This is a genomic window from Holospora obtusa F1 (assembly GCF_000469665.2).
GTDB classification, from domain to species: Bacteria; Pseudomonadota; Alphaproteobacteria; order Holosporales; family Holosporaceae; genus Holospora; species Holospora obtusa.
Genome location: NZ_AWTR02000085.1, coordinates 1 through 17661 on the forward strand (window position 1 = coordinate 1; position 17661 = coordinate 17661).

Here is a 17661-nt window from a genome sequence, read left to right on the forward strand (position 1 = left end):
TTAAAATTATTGAAAGTGAAAACCTCATTGAATCATTTTGCAATAAAACAAAAACTATTGTTAAAAGCCAATGTTTTAATGTTCAATGAACTTCAAATTTTGAAAGGTGCTACGTAAGATGAGCTTATTAGAGTTCTATTGTCTTACTATAAATATCTTTGACTACAAGTTCTAAGATCGCAGGCTTATATTTAATATCAAGATAATGTTGTGCAAAATAAGAGCCATGATGCAAAAATAGAGAAAAAAGATTTGGATTTATATTTAGACTGAGCATAATGATCGTTTCCCAAGAGGTCTAATATTGATATTTATATCAGTCGTTCTTATTGCAAAGCTTTTGCGCACAGAGAATATTAACCTTATCTAGACTTAATTAAATAGTAGTTTGCGCATCAAAAAAAATTTTAAAAAAGTATACAATTTACCACGATCTCTAACGTGAATATTGACCTATCGTCTTGTTTTTTATTTACGCGCTCTATAATTTTTTTTTGAAAATCTTGACTATATAAGGCTAGTATTTTTTCTTAAATGAGCTGCCTGTTCATAAATTCAAATTTATTTTACTGGAGCTTAATTTTATGCTTTATTTAGAATAAATTTTTTAATAAAGTTATATGTTTATTTTGTTTGGTACGTATTTTTATAATTTTATAGTTTGGTTCTAATACCTGATCTTTTCCATCCCAGCCTAAGATGACCGGCCTTGTTTCTGGTTGAAACAGCTCTACAATTAATGTTTGAGAAGGAAAAAGAGTCGTCCCTTTCCAATTTGTTAAAGAAGAACAATTTAGTGGGCGTACTCCCAAAGTATGGGGAATATCAAACGGAATTCCATCAGAAGAAGCGTAATATGCTGATTTTCCTAAAATTGACGAGCATAGTATACCGTCTCCCGTCAATAAAGAGGGCATCGTCACCGTATCAATTGTGATCTTAAATTTTAAAGCTTGGTACCGTTGACGATACAAGCACACATCATTAAATGCCAAAAAAGATAAATTTTCTATCTCTACTGAAAGAGGAAGATAATAAAAGGGAGTAGCATTTTCAACGAGCAATTCTAAATTTTCTATCAAGGGTTCTTCATTCATCAAATGACCAACATTTCCAAATTTTAGTCCATAAAACGGTTTTCCGAATGTCCAATACTGACTAAGAGCGCTTAACATAAAACCATCTCCTCCAAGCACTGTAATCACTTTACAGTATTCTAGGGGGCACTGTCCCCAATATTGAATATAATGCTTCAAATGTGCTTCTAAATCGGGGCGCGCTAAAAAATGTATTTCTTGAGAACTTGATTTATGCATGTTTTAATTCAAATCCTAAAGTGTCCAATATTTAAAATTTTTCCAATCAAAAGATCTCCATACTCCTTTGATATCAAACACATATCCTTCTTGTTTGAGCAATGAAGTGATTTGAGAAAAATTCATTTGTGCGTATAAAAGATGAGGTACAAGGAGCACAACAGCGTCATAAGGTGGAGTAAAGTTAGATTTAAGCGGAATTTCTAAAATATTTTCTACTTCAGCTGGTAAGGCATACGGATCAAATACCTCCACTTGATAGTCTATTTGAAGCGTTTGAACGACCTCTACTGCTTTACTGTTACGCAAATCAGGAACTCCTTCTTTAAATGTCAATCCAAGAACAGCTAGGCGACTTTTTTTCGGAATGTTCTTAATTTTTTTACTCATCATTTTAGTCATTTCTTCGTTAATATGACGTCCCGCCAAAATAACTTTAGATGATATTGAGTTCTGTTTTGCAAAAAATGCAAGATAATAAGGATCAACACCGATACAGTGCCCCCCTACCAATCCTGGGCGAAAAGATAAAAAATTCCATTTTGTTTCTGCAGCTTCTAGTACATCATATACGGATATACCTGCAGCGCTACAGATTTGAGCCATCTCGTTAATGCATGCAATATTTATATCTCTTTGAGTATTTTCCAGAACTTTTGCTGCTTCAGCGACTTTTATATTTTTTGCTACAAAAATATTGTTTTCATTAATTTTTCCGTACACGTAACTCATAATATCGGAAACTTCAGGAGTTTGCCCTGCGATCACTTTTGTTACATTAGATAGCGTGTGTTGCTGATCTCCTGGATTAACCCGCTCAGGAGAATATCCAAGAAAAAAATCTACCCCACACCGAAGCCCACTTTTTTCTTCTAGCCATTTTCCGCATAATTCTTCACTTACTCCAGGATATACGGTACTTTCAAAAATAATAATATTCCCAGAACGCACCATAGATGCAAGAGTTTGACACGCATGTTTTAACAAACTTAGATCAGGTTCTGAATTTTGATCGATTGGAGTAGGAACGGTAACGATATAAAGTGATTGTTCCGAAAGCGATTGTGGATCATTAGAAAATCTTACCTGACCTTCTTGTAATCTTTTTTTTGAAACTTCTAAAGTTCTGTCTTGTCCTTGTTTTAATTCTTGGATACGAGAAAGAGAAATATCGAATCCCACAACATCAAAAAAAAGGGAAAGCTCTACAGCCAGCGGTAACCCCACGTATCCAAGACCAATAACTCCAATAGAAGGGCGATGATTAAATAGCATAGTTACTCTCCTAAATAAAATTGTTTATACCAGGTGACAAATTGTTCTAGCCCCGATAGCAAGGATGTTTTTGTTTCGAAAACTAAATCTTGATGTTCTAGTCCTGCCTGAGTTTTTGGAACATCCATAATATGTGCGGGTTCTTGTTGAATATGAGCTTTTCTTTGTGTTAATTGTTCTAATATCTCTAAAACTTCTTTAATGCTGTAAATATTTTTGCTTCCCAAATTGAATATTTGGTAAAAAGGAGAGGGGGGAAGAGGATTCATTAAGATGCGTAGGATGCCCTCTATAATATCGTCAATAAAGGTGAAACTGCGCCACATATTTCCTTTGTTAAATAAAGTTAGAGATGTATTTTCGAATAATGCTTTTGTAAATAAAAAAATTGCCATATCCGGTCTTCCCCATGGTCCATATACAGTAAAAAAGCGTAAGGCTGTACAAGACATTTGAAAGGCATGATGATAGGCATAAGCAATCAGCTCATTACTTTGCTTGGTTGCAGCATACAAGGATAAGGGATGGCGTACAGGGTCTTGAACGGAAAACGGATACTGAGTATTTCCTCCATAAACAGAAGAACTGCTGGCGTACAAAAAATGTTCTACTTTTTTCCAATGACGACATAACTCCGTCATGTTCACAAAACCCAAAAGATTTGTTTTTGCATAGTCCATGGGGTGAGTTAACCCATGACGTACACCTGCCTGTGCTGCAAAATGAAGCACATGCGTTACGTCAGGATGTTGAGCGCTCAAACGACTCATATCCTGTTCGCAAGAAATATCGTAAGGGTAAAACACAAAATTAGGGTAATTCAAAAGTTGAGACAGTCTTTTTTTTTTGAGCTCCACATCGTAATACGCATTCAGATTGTCGATTCCCAGAATGACACTGTCTTTTTTTTGCTTTAATAAAGCTAGTGCTGCGTGAAATCCAATAAATCCTGCGGCTCCGGTAATCAAAAATTGATTCATACCTTTTCCTGTTTAAAAAAACAATTGGGTGTTAATGATATCATAAAAAAATAATTCAAGAATATCAATTCTGAATCAGAAATTAAAAACAACGTTTTCCGAATTGTCATTTTAAATTGAAAAATTAAAAGGAGTGCTTTGGTTTGGAATCAGTCCTGACTTAATTAGTAATCAATTAGTTTTGTGAATAAAATCTTCAACACATTGGTAAAGAGCGGATTTTTAAACCTCTTTCGTAAGTTTTTTTCACATAAAATCTTTTTGAATTTTTTTAGATAGGGAAATTTGTCTTGTGTTAATTTAAGTTTTCGGTTTTTATGGTACTACTTATGTTTTGCAAAAAGATAACCACTTGAAGTGTTTTTTCGTTCCTTGTTTCTTTAAAATATGATTTACGTAAGCTTCATTACAAAAATTTAGAATGAATTTTTGTCGTTTTTATTATATGATTTCTCTCATATATAGGGTAATTAATTTTTTTTTAATCGATAATTTGTTAAAGCGTACACCTCGTTTTTCCTTTATCACACATTGTTTTAGATATTTATTTTGCTCTTATTTTTTTCACTCTGAATAATTAATCTTTGTTAATTGCTACATTGTTTTTCATCGAATTGATTTGAATTTTACTGAATGTATAGTGAGATTTTCCTCATTAGATGGGACGTTTTTAACAGGAATTGTTTTTAAGAAAAACATTTGGGGGGCATCATTAATTTTTTAAGAGAAGAAAAAGTATTTACTCTTTAAGAAAAATCTTGTATTCTTTTCAGAAAGAAAAAAATAAAGAGATGTAATATGATTGTTGTCTTAATGATTTTTCACATTATTGTCACCATGTTTATGGTAGGAATTATTTTGTTACAAAAAGGTGAAGATTTTGGTTCAGAAAGCGTTGCTCTTCGAGGTTCGGGCGGGGGGGATAGTGTGTTTACAAAACTTACCGTGATTCTTGGGGCAATTTTTATGGGAGATTGCTTATTAATGGCGACTTTAGTTCGATTGGAATCAAAAGTAAGTAAGGTGAAAAATATAGAGAGTGATGGTAGTGAAAAAAAGGTTTTAGATAAAAAAATAGAAAAAAAATGATAATGTATTTTTTTTAACTTTATATAGGATCACATTTTTGAATAAAAATATATTATCAGACTTGACGTGCAAAAAAAAATCCTTTAATCTGAAAGCTAAGAAATGAAAACAGTTCAAAAATGCTAGGTTTGTATAAGCAGGCTCGCGGTTTTCTGTTGAGTGTATTTGCTGAAGTCAAGCGAGTCGAGTGGCCAAAACGTGGTGAGGTTATTTTTAACTCAATCATTGTTTTTGTTCTCGCGGTTGTTTTTTCTATTTTTTTTCTGGTAGTTGACCAGACTATTATATTTTTGTTGCGTTGGGGATTGGGGTATGGGTATGAATAACGCGCTTCGTTGGTATATTTTGCGTGTTATTTCAAATGCAGAAACTTCGATCGCCTTAGAGGTGGAAAAGCAGTTAAAAGACGCTGGGTTGTGGAAAGATATTTATCAGACACTGGTAGTATCTAAAAAAATAGAAGTCGTGCGTCGAGGTGTGCGTCAACAAATAAACGAGAAACTTTTTCCTGGGTATGTTTTTGTACGGTTGATTTTGACAGATTCTTTAAGCGATGTAATTAGGAACACTTCACGGGTTCTTGGTTTTCTTGGGAACGATTCTGGTCCTCAATGCTTAAGTGACGAGGAAGTTGAAAAAATGCTTCATCAAGCTAGTCAAGAAGTTTCTCCTTCTTCTGTTCCTCGTACGTTAGAGGTTGGACAGATTATAAAAATTTCTGGTGGATTGTTTTCTGCAATGGAAGGGATGATTGAGTCTAAGGATCTTCTGAAACAACGTGTTAAGGTGTCTATTTCTATTTTGGGGAGACTAACAGCAGTAGATTTGGGGTTTGATCAAGTTGAGATTATTGAGGAGTAATAAATGGCTGTAGTATCAAAAGAATCTAAAAAAAAGGTTCCTGTTAAAACGATTCGTTTAAAAATAGGGGCAGGAGAAGCGACTCCAAAACCGCCCGTTGGGCCTGCTTTAGGGCAGCACGGATTAAATATTCAAGAGTTTTGCAAGTCGTTTAACGCTAAAACTGAGCATCTTGAAAAGGGTGCTCCGGTAAAAGTATTGATAGATGTGTATGCAGATAGAAAATTTGATTTTCGTGTTACTAAGCCAGTTGCGAGTTATTTGTTAAAAAAAGCAGCTGGAGTTTCAAAAGGAAGTAGTTCTACTGGAAAAGGGAGTCCTATTGCAACGTTAAGTCGTGCGAAACTTGAAGAGATCGCAAGTTTTAAAATAGACGATATGAATGCATATGATATTGCTTCTGCGGCGCGCACTCTAGAAGGGTCTGCGCGATCTTTGGGGATTCAAATTAAAGATTAAGTAAATGGGAAAAATTATGAAACGAAATAAAACAAGGCGGTTGCAACTTAGAGATGAAGGTATCGATTTTCATGGTTTTTATTCTCTTCCTGATGCTATTCAATTACTTCAGGATAGAGGTAAAATTGGAAATGGCGGAGTGAAGTTCGATTCAAGCGTTGAGTTTGTGTTTAAGTGCAATGTTAATACTGCGAAAAGTGATCAGTCTATTCGTACATTAATTCCTTTGCCGCATGGAACGGGAAAAATTGTACGTGTTGCTGTTTTTGCTGAACACGGAGATGCCCAGGAAGCTCGAGCAGCGGGAGCAGATATTGTTGGGGGATCAGATTTGGTTGAAGAAGTTAAAAAGGGAAGAATTGATTTTGATTTTTGTATTGCTACACCAAATTTGATGGCAGAAGTAGGGACGTTGGGAAGAATTTTGGGGCCTCGTGGTCTAATGCCGACCGTAAAAACGAATACCGTTACAAAAGATGTAAAACAAGCGGTAAAAAATGCTAAGTTTGGGCAAGTTGAGGTTAGGGCAGAGAAAGCAGGTATTGTTCATGGGCTGATGGGAAAATTGAGCTTTTTATCAAGTGCTCTAGAAGAAAATTTTTTGCACGTCTATCAAGCTTTGCAAAAATTACGTCCTTCTGAAAGCAAGGGTGAGTTTATAAAGAAAAAAGGAATTTCTAGTACAATGGGATTTTGTTTGTGGATTAAGATTTAACACTAATGGACTTGTGTTAAATATAAAATCGTGATTTACTGTACGTTGATTACGTGCATGGTTTGGAGGTTACATGAATCGTTTAGCTAAAAAAGATTGTGTTGAGCGTTTGCGTAAGAGTGTATGCCAGAGTTCGTGTATGCTAGTTGTTACGCATTCTGGGTTGAACGCAAAATCTATCTCTGGGTTTCGAAGAAAAGTTCGAGAAGTTGGGGGGACGATTGAAGTAGTGAAAAATACACTAGCAAAAAAAGCGTTAGGGGAAGATGTGGAATTTTTGAAAGCTTTTCGTTTTTCTACTGCGGTGCTTCTTTCAGAAGACCCGGTTTCTTTATCCAGAGTTTCTGTTGATTTTTCTAAAGAGCAAAAAGAGCGTTTTCAAATAATTTTGGGGCGTTTGGATGGTGTTTTTCTTTCTCAGAAAGAGATCTTGGAATTATCGTCTTTACCATCTTTAGGGGAATTGCGGGCAAAATTGTTATGTCTTTTCAATGCAGTTGGAGGAAAGTTTCTTTCAGTTCTTCAAGCTCCGTCGAAAAGTATTGTAACGGTTTTAGATGCTCATCAAAAAAAAGAATCAAATTAAATTTGAACAGGGAGTTTTTAGATTATGGATGCAAAATTATTACAAATTCGTGAGCAATTAGACACGCTTACCATTTTAGAAGTCTCGGCTTTGGTAAAAGAATTAGAATCTCATTGGGGAGTTTCTGCAGCTGCTCCTGTGGCGATGGTTGCGCCAGGAGCAGTTCCTTCTGGGGGAGCTGTTGAGGAACAGACAGAGTTTAAAGTAACTTTGAAGGAAGTTGGATCCAAAAAATTAGAAGTTATTAAAGAAATTCGTGCTCTTACGGGGCTTGGATTAGGAGAAGCGAAAGCTGCTGCTGAGACTCCTGGTTTTGTGATCAAAGAAGGGATTTCTAAAGCAGATTCAGATAAAATTGCTCAAAAATTTAAGGATATTGGCGCTGTTGTTTCTGTAGAATAATCAGGTTGTTTTTAGATAGAAACGTATCCCTCTTATGGCGTTGTGCTGACGAAAGGGAGGGGTGACTTTATGCGTGGATATGTTGTGTTTAAAAAATGTTTTAATAAAATTAAATTTTTTAGTTTTTTATATTTCAATACATCCAATATAGCAAAAGTGAAAAGTTTTAGTTTGTTTACTTTAGGAGAGAGGTTATGGTAGACCATGGGGCGTTTGGTTTAGCTCCGAAGCGGCTTCGGTACGGTTTTTCTCGTTTTCCAGAGTTTATGGAAATTCCTAGTTTGATAGAGCTACAAAAGCAGTCTTATGATGATTTTTTGCAAAAAGATGTTCCTTGGAATCAGAGAAAGCGAGAAGGTCTTCAAAGTGCCTTGATGAGCTTTTTTCCTATACAGGATTTTTCAGAGCGTGCTCAACTTGATTTAGATTATTACGTTGTGGAGCCTTGTAAATTTGATATCGATGAAGTTCGTCAAAAAGGATTGACTTACGCGTCTTCTTTGAAAGTGCATCTTCGTTTGACTTTGTTTGAGACGATAGAAGGAAGGCAGGAAGTAAAGGAAGTAAAAGAGCAAGATACGTATTTAGGAGATGTACCTATTATGACTCCAGAAGGTACGTTTATTATTAATGGTGTGGAGCGCGTTGTCGTTTCTCAAATACAAAGATCTCCAGGCGTGTTTTTTGATAAGGATTCTAGTACGCATGGTGTTAAGAATTATGTAGCACGCGTTATTCCTTTTCAAGGGGCTTGGATTGATTTTGAGTTTAGCCCAAAAGATTTGTTGTATGTTCGCATTGATCGTAAGCGTAAATTTTTAGCGACTACGTTAATGATGGCTTTAGCATCAGATAACAAAGCAGATGAAGATGATCAAGATCCGTGGTTAATTCCAGGAATGTCTCGAAGTGAAATTTTACATCGTTTTTATGAAGTAGAACGCTGGGTGTTTAATAATGGAGAATGGGTATGCGATTTCAACCCAAAAGGTTGGCATAACGTTATTTTAACTCAAGATCTTGTTGATGCGGATTCAGGTGAGGTCGTTGTTCGTATGGGGGAGAGGTTAACTCAAAGAGTTCTATCTTCTTTACAAAAACGACAGGTCAAAAGTATAAGAGCAGAAATAACTCAAATTATTGGACGATGTCTTGCTACAGATCTATTTTCTTCAGACACAGGAGAGCGGTTGGGACAAGCCGGGGAAGAAATAACCAAGGAACTTTTGGAAAAAATTTTGCATAATTTTTGTGCGGAACTTCAGGTTCTTTCGTTAGATCATATCAGTAATAGCGCTCCCCTATGTAATACATTGTTAGCAGATAAAAATGTATCTCGCAAGGATGCGTTGGAAGAAATTTACAGTATTTTACGTCCGGGAGAAAATGCTACATTGGAAATTATGTATACATTTTTTCAAAATTTATTTTTTAATCCGGAAAGATACAGTTTAGCTGAAGTTGGGCGATTAAAAATGAATGCTCGTTTGTCGCGTCTAACATCTTCTCTTAATCAGACTTGTTTGTGTAAAGAAGATTTTATTGAAATCATTCGATATCTTTTAGAGTTGAAAGATGGAAAAGGTTTCATTGATGATATTGATAGTTTAGGGAATCGTCGAGTTCGTTCTGTAGGGGAGCTACTGGAAGCTCAATATCGTTCTGGATTATTGCGTATGCAACGTGGAATTCGTGAAAGAATGAATGCTATTGATTTAGATCAAGCGATGCCTAACGATTTTGTTAATGCACGCGCAATTTCATCGGTGATTAAAGAATTTTTTGGAACATCTCAGTTGTCTCAATTTATGGATCAAACCAATCCTCTTTCTTCTGTAAATCATAAAAGAAGGTTATCTGCTTTGGGGCCAGGAGGATTAACTAAAGAGCGAGCAGGTATTGATGTTCGTGATGTTAACCCAAGTCAACATGGGCGTATTTGTCCTGTTGAAACTCCAGAAGGGGGTAACATTGGGTTGATTAATTCTATGGCCGTTTATGCTCGCGTAAACAAATACGGCTTTTTAGAGACTCCGTATAGACGTGTAATAGACGGCCGCGTTACTCAAGACGTTGTTTATGTTTCTGTGATGGAAGAAGAAGATGCCTACGTAGCTCAGCCTGATGCAGATTTGGATGAACATGGTTATTTAAAAGGACCTTTGGTTAGAACTAGAAAAGCAGGAGAGTATGTTTTAGTTCCTGTAAAAGATGTGAATTTTATTGATGTTTCACCTAAACAAATTGTTTCCGTAGCTGCAGCTTTGATTCCATTTTTAGAAAATAATGATGCAAATCGTGCGTTGATGGGGTCTAACATGCAACGCCAAGCTGTTCCGTTAATGAAAAGTCAGGCTCCATTGATAGGGACAGGATTAGAGGCTTTGGTAGCAAGAGATTCTGGCGCAATTATTCACGCAAAACGTAGCGGAATCGTTGATAGTGTTGATGCTAGACGCATTGTTATTATTCCAGACACGCAAGAAGAAGATTCATTAATTGATATTTATAAATTAACTAAGTTCAGACGTTCAAATTCCGGGACTTGCATCCATCAAAAACCTGTAGTGATGGTAGGGCAAAAAGTTATGGAAGGAAGTATCATCGCAGATGGATGCGCTATGGATCAAGGTGAGCTTGCGTTGGGGAGTAACGTGCTTGTTGCTTTTATGCCATGGTACGGATATGGATTCGAAGATTCTATTATTATTTCGAATCGTTTAATTAAGGAAGACGCTTTTACTACTCTGCACATTGAAGAGTTAGAAGTGATCGTGAGGGATACAAAGTTAGGCGCAGAAGAAATTACTATAGATGTTCCCGGTGTTCCCGAGGAAATGTTGGCTCGTTTAGATCAATCTGGGATTATTCATATTGGAAGAGAAGTAGAGCCAGGAGATATTTTAGTTGGAAAAGTTAGCCCACGTGCAGAAACGACGTTGAGCTCTGAAGAAAAATTATTGAGAGCAATTTTTGCAGATAAAGCTTCAGATGTTAAGGATAGTTCCTTGCGTGTGCCTTCTGGGATGAGAGGAGTTGTGTGTGATGTTCAGATTTTTTGTCGCGCTGGAGTAGAAAAAGATGAACGCGCTTTAATTATTGAGCAGCAAAAAATATCGCGATTAATCCAGGAAAAAGACGTTGAAAAAGAGCTTCTTGAGCGAATTATGAAAAAAAATACTCAAGATCTTATTTTTAAGTATCAAAATCGTTTAGGTATTGAAAAGTGCTTATGGACTCCAGAAATAGAAGCTGGGAGATGGAGAAAATTTTCTTTAGATCCAAGAAGTCCAGAGGGAGAGCAATTAGAGTTGTTGCGAAAAAAATATACAGAAAATGTTAAGGAACTTGAAGAGCAGTGCGAACAAAAAGTTGGGCGCGTTAGTCGTGGAGACGAGTTACCTGCCGGTGTTTTGAAAATTGTTAAAGTATTTTTAGCAGTGAAACGGAAACTTCAACCAGGTGATAAAATGGCTGGTCGACACGGAAATAAAGGTGTAGTTTCCGTTATAGTACCCCAAGAAGATATGCCGTACCTAGAAGATGGGACTCCTGTCGACGTTGTTTTGAATTCTTTAGGTCTTCCTTCTCGTATGAATGTAGGGCAAACGTTAGAAACACATTTGGGATGGGCTTCTTTGAATTTTGGTAAAAAGGTGAACGAATTTTTAAAACAAGCGGTGTTTATGACACCTTCAGAAGGTGAGCTTCATTTAAAAAATGGGCTTTGTGAAGTGTATAAAAAACAGGATTTAGTACAAAAAATTCAGGAAATGCCTTTAGAGTCTTTGATGAAGTTGGCTGACGGAACACGAAAAGGAATGCCAATGGCTACCCCTGTATTTGAAGGAGCTAAAGTTTCGGATATTGAAGAATTATTTCAGTCTTTGGGACTTCATTCTTCGGGGCAAGAACGTCTTTATGACGGAAAAACGGGGGAACCTTTTGATCGTCCTGTAACAGTGGGCATTATGTATATGTTAAAGCTCGATCACTTAGTCGATGATAAAATTCACGCACGTTCTGTTGGCCCTTATGGGTTGGTCACGCAACAACCTTTGGGGGGGAAATCTCAATTTGGAGGTCAAAGATTTGGAGAAATGGAAGTGTGGGCTTTACAAGCTTATGGAGCAGCTAAAATTCTTGCAGAGATGATTACTGTTAAGTCTGATGATTTAGAGGGAAGAATGGCAATGTTTAAATCTATTATTAAAAACATGGAATCTTCTGTGTCTACGCTTCCAGAGTCTTTTAATGTTTTAGTCAAAGAGCTTCGTACGTTGTGTTTAAACGTGGAGTATGTGCAAAAAGATGTAATAGGATGTTCTGCGGCATAAAGGGGAAAGTTATTGATGAATATAGAAAAACAACCTGAGTTTTGGGCAATGGAACAAGAGTGTTCTTTAGAGGATTCTTGTGAAGCAGAAAAAACAGATACAAAAAAAGATGAAGAAACTCCAGTAATGGCAATACCGTTAACTGCGCAAACGTATCAAGATATGTTTACGGCCGCATCGTATCGTCCAGGGACTGCTTCAGATTTTGACGGAATAAGAATTTCTATCGCCAGTCCTGATCAAATTCGTTCTTGGTCATACGGAGAAGTAAAAAAACCAGAGACAATTAATTATAGAACGTTTAAACCAGAAAAAGATGGTTTGTTTTGCGCTAAAATTTTTGGGCCCATCAAAGATTATGAGTGTTTATGTGGTAAGTATAAGCGTATGAAGTACCGAGGTGCGGTGTGTGAGCGTTGCGGTGTTGAAGTAACTCAAACAAAAGTACGTAGAGAGCGTATGGGGCATATTGAGTTGGCTTCTCCTGTGGCACATATCTGGTTTTCTCGATCTTTGCCAAGCAGAATTGCGACGCTTTTAGATATGACTATTAAAACATTGGAACGCATTTTATATTTTGAAGGACAGGTGGTTTTAGATCCAGGTTTGACGCCTCTTGCTTATGGTCGCGTGTTAACGGACGCTGAATACAATAAATTTTGTCAAGAATATGGAATTGGAAATTTTGTTGTGGGATCTGGGTCTCAAGCGTTAAAGGAAATGTTAGAAAATTTAAATTTTCAGGAAATGCGCGCTAATTTGCGAGCGCAACTTGAAGGCTCTGTGTCAGAATTTAAACGGAAACGTATTATCAAGCAACTAAAACTTGTTGAGGCTTTCGTGAGTTCTAATACTCGTCCTGAGTGGATGATTTTGGAAGTTATTCCTGTAATTCCACCAGATTTAAGACCTCTGGTTCCCCTGGATGGAGGGCGCTTTGCTACTTCGGACTTAAATGATCTTTATCGTCGTTTGTTGAATAGAAATAATCGACTTAAAAAATTAATGGAGATGCAAACACCCGAGGTTATCATTCGCAATGAAAAGCGCATGCTTCAAGAAGTTGTTGATGCATTTTTTGATAACGGACGTAGAGGACGTCCAATTACAGGTACGAATAAGCGTCCCCTAAAGTCTTTGTCAGATATGTTACGAGGAAAACATGGTCGTTTTCGATCAAATCTTTTAGGAAAACGCGTAGATTATTCAGGTCGTTCTGTTATCGTTGTGGGGCCAGAGCTTCGATTAGATCAGTGTGGACTACCAAAAAAAATGGCTTTGGAATTATTTAAACCCTATGTATATGCAAAGTTGGAGCGCTACGGCTTAGCAAGCAGTGTAAAAGTTGCAAAACGCATGGTGGAAAGAGAAAGACCTGAAATTTGGGATATTTTAGAAGAAGTTATAAAAGAACGTACCGTACTTTTAAATCGAGCACCGACATTACACCGTTTGGGTATTCAAGCCTTTGAACCTATTTTGATTGAAGGAAAAGCTATTCAACTTCATCCGTTAGTATGTGCAGCGTATAACGCGGACTTTGACGGAGATCAGATGGCGGTTCACGTCCCTCTTTCTTTAGAGGCTCAAATTGAAGCCAGAGTTTTGATGATGTCTACAAATAATATTTTAAGCCCTGCTAGCGGAGAACCTGTTATTGTACCCAGCAAAGATATGGTGTTGGGATTATATTATTTAACATTAGAGCGTCGTCAAGAAAAAGGGGAGGGGATGATCTTTTCTTCCTTTTCGGAAATTATGATGGCGTTAGAGAAAAAAGAAGTCTCTTTACATGCTATTATTCAGGCAAGAGTAGAAATGTTGGATGCTCAAGGGACAGAGATCTGTTCTCGCGAAACGACTACTCCAGGAAGATTAATATTTTGGGATGTTGTTCCTAAGCATCCCAAAATTTCTTTTGCTTCTTTGAATCGCAATTTGAGTTCTAAAGAGATTAACGAAGTTATGGGGCAGGTTCATCGATTTTGTGGAGCAACAGCTACGACAGTTTTTGCAGATGCTTTGGTGCAGCTTGGTTTTAAATATGCAACAATTGGAGGAATTTCTTTTGGAAAAGATGATTTACTCGTTCCTCCAGAAAAAGATTCTTTGGTAAAAGAAACTGAAACATTGATTCAAGAATATCATCAACAATATTTAGATGGATTGATCACGTTCGGGGAAAGGTATAACCGAATCACAGATGCCTGGACAAAATGTTCTGAGGCAGTTGCCTATCACATGATGGAACGTATCGCTCAAGAAGTTCCGGGAAAACCGTTGAATTCTTTGTATATTATGGCAGTTTCTGGAGCTCGAGGAGCAAAAGGTCAGCTTAGACAATTAATGGGAATGAGAGGGTTGATTGCGCGCCATGATGGTACAGTTATTGAACATCCAATCATCTCTAATTTTAAGGAAGGATTGCGTTCCGATGAGTACTTTAACTCTATTTACGGTGCTCGAAAAGGATTATCAGACACGGCATTAAAAACGGCGAACGCAGGATATTTGACACGTCGCTTAGTGGATGTTGCTCAAGATTGTGTCATTCATGAGTCGGATTGTCGGACGGATGAATTTCTTGAAATGAGCGCTTTAGACGATATTTCTGGTGTAGGCCCTTCTCTTCGGGAACGTGTTTTCGGTCGAACTTTGGCTCGTGATATTGTGTGCTCTGACGGAACGGTTATTTCGAAGGGAACTCTTTTAGATCATGACGATATTCTTTTAATCGAAAAAGATTATATTCGATCAGTTGCCGTTCGTTCAGTGTTAAAGTGTGAGGCAAAATACGGAGTATGCTCTTTGTGCTATGGACGAAATTTAGCTCGAGGTGGAATGGTAATGATGGGTGAAGCTGTAGGAGTTATTGCAGCGCAGTCTATTGGTGAACCTGGAACGCAGCTTACCATGAGAACTTTCCACTCAGGAGGTACTGCTCAGCGTGCATCTGAGTCTTCGTCTTTGGATGCTCGTTATGCAGGAAAAATAGCGTTTCGTCATGAAAATACAGTAATCAATCGTTATGGTCAAGTTATTGTAGTTGGAAGGTCTATGGAGCTTCAAATACTAGACTTGACACGACACGGACAAGAATTGATGAGCTTTCGATTGCCGTACGGTTCTGTTCTTTTAGTGCAAGAGGGAATGGAAGTAGAGCAAGGAAAGAGGTTGGCAGAATGGGATCCTTACACATTACCTATTATTGTAGAGCAAGAAGGAACAATTCATTATACAGATTTAGTAGAAGGCGTGTCTTTAAGAGAAGTTTTGGACGATTTGACTGGAATTACTCAGCGTATAGTGGTGTCATCTCGTGTGACGTCTAGAGGAAAAGATCTGCGTCCTACGCTTGTATTAAGGCCTTATGATACGAATCGTTCGGAAGTTCGATACTCCTTATCTGTGGATACTGTAGTGTTGTCCACCGATCATCAAGAAGTTAAGCGGGGAGATATTATTGCAAGGCTTGCAAAAGAAGCGTTTAAATCTCGAGACATCGTTGGAGGATTGCCTAGAATCGTAGAATTGTTTGAAGCCAGACGTCCAAAAGAGCCCGCTGTGATGAGTCGCTATTCTGGAGTCGTTGCTTATGGTAAAGATCAAAAAAATAGACGAAAATTTTCTGTTATTCCCGATGATGGTCGCGAGCGTCCTGCCGAATACACTATTCCTCAAGGGCGTCACATTTTAGTATACGAAGGGGACCGCGTGAATAAAGGAGACATATTAGTTGCCGGAAATATGGTTCCTCATGATATTTTGTCAATTTTGGGCGTGGACGCTCTTGCAGATTTTTTGATTCAAGAAATTCAAATGCTGTACCGATTACAGGGTGTAAGAATTAATGAAAAGCATATAGAAGTTATTTTGCGACAAATGTTGCAGCGAGTAGAAATTCAAGAACCAGGAGGGACTCTTTTTTTGGTTGGAGATCATATTACTCTTGAGGAGTTAGAAAAAGGCAATCAGATTGCAATTCAAGAAGGAAAATTACCAGCAAAAGCTTCGCGTATTTTGCAAGGAATTACAAAAGTTTCTTTGCAAACAGATTCTTTCATTTCTGCAGCTTCGTTCCAAGAAACTACGCGCGTATTAACGGATGCAGCAGTTCACGGGAAGGTAGATAATTTGAAAGGAATGAAAGAAAACGTTATTGCTGGGCGTTTAATTCCTGCAGGAACTGGGTTGTTTGAGCGTATTTTACGTCAAGAAGCTCGGGTTCGGGATGCAAATCGTACTCGCTTCAATCCAAGTGGTGAGAAAATTTTGTGAAAAATTTACGTTGGTTTGGTACAGACGGAATTCGCGGAATAGCTTTTGAAGGTTTGTTTGTGCCTTCTGTTTTGACTCGAGTTGGAAAAGGAATTGGGGAATATCTTCATAATAAATTTTCTAATCAAGTTTTGAAAAATTCTTTGTGGGTCTTAATTGGGGTTGATACGCGCGATTCCGGTCCCACTTTTGCTGCGTCTTTAATTTCAGGACTACAAGAATACGTAGGCGTTGGATACCTTGGGGTGTGTTCAAGTGGTGCTTTAGCTTGGTTAACACGCTATTATGGTGCGCATTTTGGCATTATGGTTTCTGCGTCTCATAATTCGGCTATTTACAATGGTATTAAGTGTTTTGATTCTGATGGGTCCAAATTTTCCGTTGAAGATGAGCTGGAAATAGAAGATTACGTCGCTTATCATCTTCAAAAAGCGTTGCACATTAAAGATTCGTCTTTTCTACAAGTTACACATAGTCAAAATGCGTATCAAGAAGCATTAACTTTTGGAAGAAATTTAAAGGGGTTACGAGTCATTTTAGATGGGGCGCATGGATCTTTATGGAAATTTGCGTCGGATTGTTTTACCATCTGTGGAGCGGAGGTAGTTTCTGTGTTAGGGGCTGATCCGAATGGAAGAAATATTAACGAAAATTCGGGAGTATTGTATCCGAGCTGTTTACAAAATGCTGTGATAAATCACTGTGCAGATCTGGGCTTTTGTTTTGATGGGGACGGTGACCGTGTTGGAGTTGTGGATAATTTAGGAAAGTATTGGGATGGAGATCAAATTTTGGCAGCTCTATCTAAGGATTCCGTTTCTGTTGTTGGGACTGTCATGAGTAATTATGGTTTAGAACGTTACTTCCTAGAGAAGGGGAAATCTTTTTTTCGGGTGGACGTAGGAGATCGATGGATTTCTCAGGCTTTAAAAACGAATAAACTCCGTTGGGGGGGGGAGTCTTCTGGTCATCTGATTGATTATAATTTTTTACCTGTTGGAGATGGATTGTGGATTGCTTTGGAAATGAGCTCCCGTTTTATTCAAGAAGGAAAAGTTCCAATTTTTCCAGTTTTTTCTCCTTATCCTGTGTTGCAGAAAAATATTCCAATTTCCGGTAATTTTTCTTTAAATATTCCTGAAATTCAATCGCGCTTATGTGGGGTGTACGCGTCTCTTTCCCCTGATGTACGTTTAGTTTTACGCCCATCAGGAACAGAGCCTGTTATTCGTATTTTACTGGAAGGTCTGTGTGTTAAGACACTAAAATTTGAAATGGAGCGCGTTGTAGCGTGGATCTCTGAATATATGAATATTGAAAATGCTTTTGAAAGTAACGCCGCTTAAACACCGTTTAGTGTAAG

Annotated in this window: 13 protein-coding genes and 1 pseudogene; 11 read left to right on the top strand and 3 right to left on the bottom strand. The window is 37.5% G+C overall.

Features of this window, described 5'->3' with window-relative positions; all coding sequences use genetic code 11:
* Positions 1-117: pseudogene (locus tag P618_RS09540) on the top strand (IS701 family transposase); the annotation flags it as partial.
* A 476-nt stretch (positions 118-593) separates the two neighbouring features.
* On the opposite strand, the gene P618_RS05170 reads toward P618_RS09540, so the two are convergent.
* The 3 genes from P618_RS05170 to P618_RS05180 are packed head-to-tail and all read right to left on the bottom strand — an operon-like array spanning position 594 to position 3571.
* Complete coding sequence (locus tag P618_RS05170) at positions 594-1316, bottom strand: diacylglycerol kinase catalytic domain-containing protein (protein ID WP_021826768.1); 723 nt, start codon at positions 1314-1316, stop codon at positions 594-596.
* Positions 1317-1331: 15 nt separating this feature from the next.
* Positions 1332-2591 (bottom strand): nucleotide sugar dehydrogenase, encoded by a 1260-nt coding sequence (locus P618_RS05175; protein WP_021826769.1) that lies wholly within the window; start codon positions 2589-2591, stop codon positions 1332-1334.
* A 2-nt stretch (positions 2592-2593) separates the two neighbouring features.
* Positions 2594-3571, bottom strand: a complete 978-nt coding sequence (locus P618_RS05180; RefSeq protein WP_021826770.1) for an NAD-dependent epimerase/dehydratase family protein — start codon at positions 3569-3571, stop codon at positions 2594-2596.
* Positions 3572-4369: 798 nt separating this feature from the next.
* Between P618_RS05180 and secG the strand changes: the two genes are divergently transcribed.
* From secG to P618_RS05230, 10 genes are all read left to right on the top strand, one after another.
* Positions 4370-4660, top strand: a complete 291-nt coding sequence (gene secG, locus P618_RS05185; RefSeq protein WP_021826771.1) for a preprotein translocase subunit SecG — start codon at positions 4370-4372, stop codon at positions 4658-4660.
* 119 nt (positions 4661-4779) lie between these two features.
* Complete coding sequence (gene secE, locus P618_RS09545; RefSeq protein ID WP_021826772.1) at positions 4780-4986, top strand: preprotein translocase subunit SecE; 207 nt, start codon at positions 4780-4782, stop codon at positions 4984-4986.
* Complete coding sequence (gene nusG, locus P618_RS05195) at positions 4979-5521, top strand: transcription termination/antitermination protein NusG (protein WP_021826773.1); 543 nt, start codon at positions 4979-4981, stop codon at positions 5519-5521. Before secE ends, nusG begins: the two co-directional genes overlap by 8 nt.
* Positions 5522-5524: 3 nt before the next feature.
* Entirely contained in the window at positions 5525-5980 is a 456-nt protein-coding gene (rplK, locus tag P618_RS05200) for a 50S ribosomal protein L11 (RefSeq protein ID WP_021826774.1), read from the top strand.
* Positions 5981-5984: 4 nt separating this feature from the next.
* Positions 5985-6695 carry a 50S ribosomal protein L1 gene (gene rplA, locus P618_RS05205; protein ID WP_021826775.1) on the top strand — a complete coding sequence of 237 codons (711 nt, stop codon included), beginning with the start codon at positions 5985-5987 and terminating at the stop codon, positions 6693-6695.
* Between the two features lie 73 nt (positions 6696-6768).
* Positions 6769-7281 carry a 50S ribosomal protein L10 gene (rplJ, locus tag P618_RS05210; RefSeq protein WP_021826776.1) on the top strand — a complete coding sequence of 171 codons (513 nt, stop codon included), beginning with the start codon at positions 6769-6771 and terminating at the stop codon, positions 7279-7281.
* A 24-nt stretch (positions 7282-7305) separates the two neighbouring features.
* The gene (gene rplL, locus P618_RS05215; protein ID WP_021826777.1) at positions 7306-7683 is read left to right on the top strand and encodes a 50S ribosomal protein L7/L12; all 378 of its coding nucleotides are present in this window, start codon (positions 7306-7308) and stop codon (positions 7681-7683) included.
* A gap of 194 nt (positions 7684-7877) precedes the next feature.
* Positions 7878-12020 (top strand): DNA-directed RNA polymerase subunit beta, encoded by a 4143-nt coding sequence (gene rpoB / locus P618_RS05220; RefSeq protein WP_021826778.1) that lies wholly within the window; start codon positions 7878-7880, stop codon positions 12018-12020.
* Positions 12021-12182: 162 nt separating this feature from the next.
* On the top strand, positions 12183-16298 hold the full coding sequence (gene rpoC, locus P618_RS05225) for a DNA-directed RNA polymerase subunit beta' (protein ID WP_420805334.1): 4116 nt from the start codon (positions 12183-12185) through the stop codon (positions 16296-16298).
* Positions 16295-17644, top strand: a complete 1350-nt coding sequence (locus P618_RS05230; RefSeq protein ID WP_021826780.1) for a phosphohexomutase domain-containing protein — start codon at positions 16295-16297, stop codon at positions 17642-17644. Before rpoC ends, P618_RS05230 begins: the two co-directional genes overlap by 4 nt.
* Positions 17645-17661 lie beyond the last annotated feature (17 nt).

What these genes read in the sequence shown, in the direction of transcription:
- rpoC (WP_420805334.1), top strand. Translation starts at nt 12,183, where the DNA reads ATGTTTACGGCCGCATCGTATCGTCCAGGGACTGCTTCAGATTTTGAC.
- rpoB (WP_021826778.1), top strand. Translation starts at nt 7,878, where the DNA reads ATGGTAGACCATGGGGCGTTTGGTTTAGCTCCGAAGCGGCTTCGGTAC.
- P618_RS05180 (WP_021826770.1), bottom strand. Translation starts at nt 3,571, where the DNA reads ATGAATCAATTTTTGATTACCGGAGCCGCAGGATTTATTGGATTTCAC.
- secG (WP_021826771.1), top strand. Translation starts at nt 4,370, where the DNA reads ATGATTGTTGTCTTAATGATTTTTCACATTATTGTCACCATGTTTATG.
- rplJ (WP_021826776.1), top strand. Translation starts at nt 6,769, where the DNA reads ATGAATCGTTTAGCTAAAAAAGATTGTGTTGAGCGTTTGCGTAAGAGT.
- P618_RS05170 (WP_021826768.1), bottom strand. Translation starts at nt 1,316, where the DNA reads ATGCATAAATCAAGTTCTCAAGAAATACATTTTTTAGCGCGCCCCGAT.
- rplK (WP_021826774.1), top strand. Translation starts at nt 5,525, where the DNA reads ATGGCTGTAGTATCAAAAGAATCTAAAAAAAAGGTTCCTGTTAAAACG.
- rplA (WP_021826775.1), top strand. Translation starts at nt 5,985, where the DNA reads ATGGGAAAAATTATGAAACGAAATAAAACAAGGCGGTTGCAACTTAGA.
- nusG (WP_021826773.1), top strand. Translation starts at nt 4,979, where the DNA reads ATGAATAACGCGCTTCGTTGGTATATTTTGCGTGTTATTTCAAATGCA.
- rplL (WP_021826777.1), top strand. Translation starts at nt 7,306, where the DNA reads ATGGATGCAAAATTATTACAAATTCGTGAGCAATTAGACACGCTTACC.
- P618_RS05175 (WP_021826769.1), bottom strand. Translation starts at nt 2,591, where the DNA reads ATGCTATTTAATCATCGCCCTTCTATTGGAGTTATTGGTCTTGGATAC.
- secE (WP_021826772.1), top strand. Translation starts at nt 4,780, where the DNA reads ATGCTAGGTTTGTATAAGCAGGCTCGCGGTTTTCTGTTGAGTGTATTT.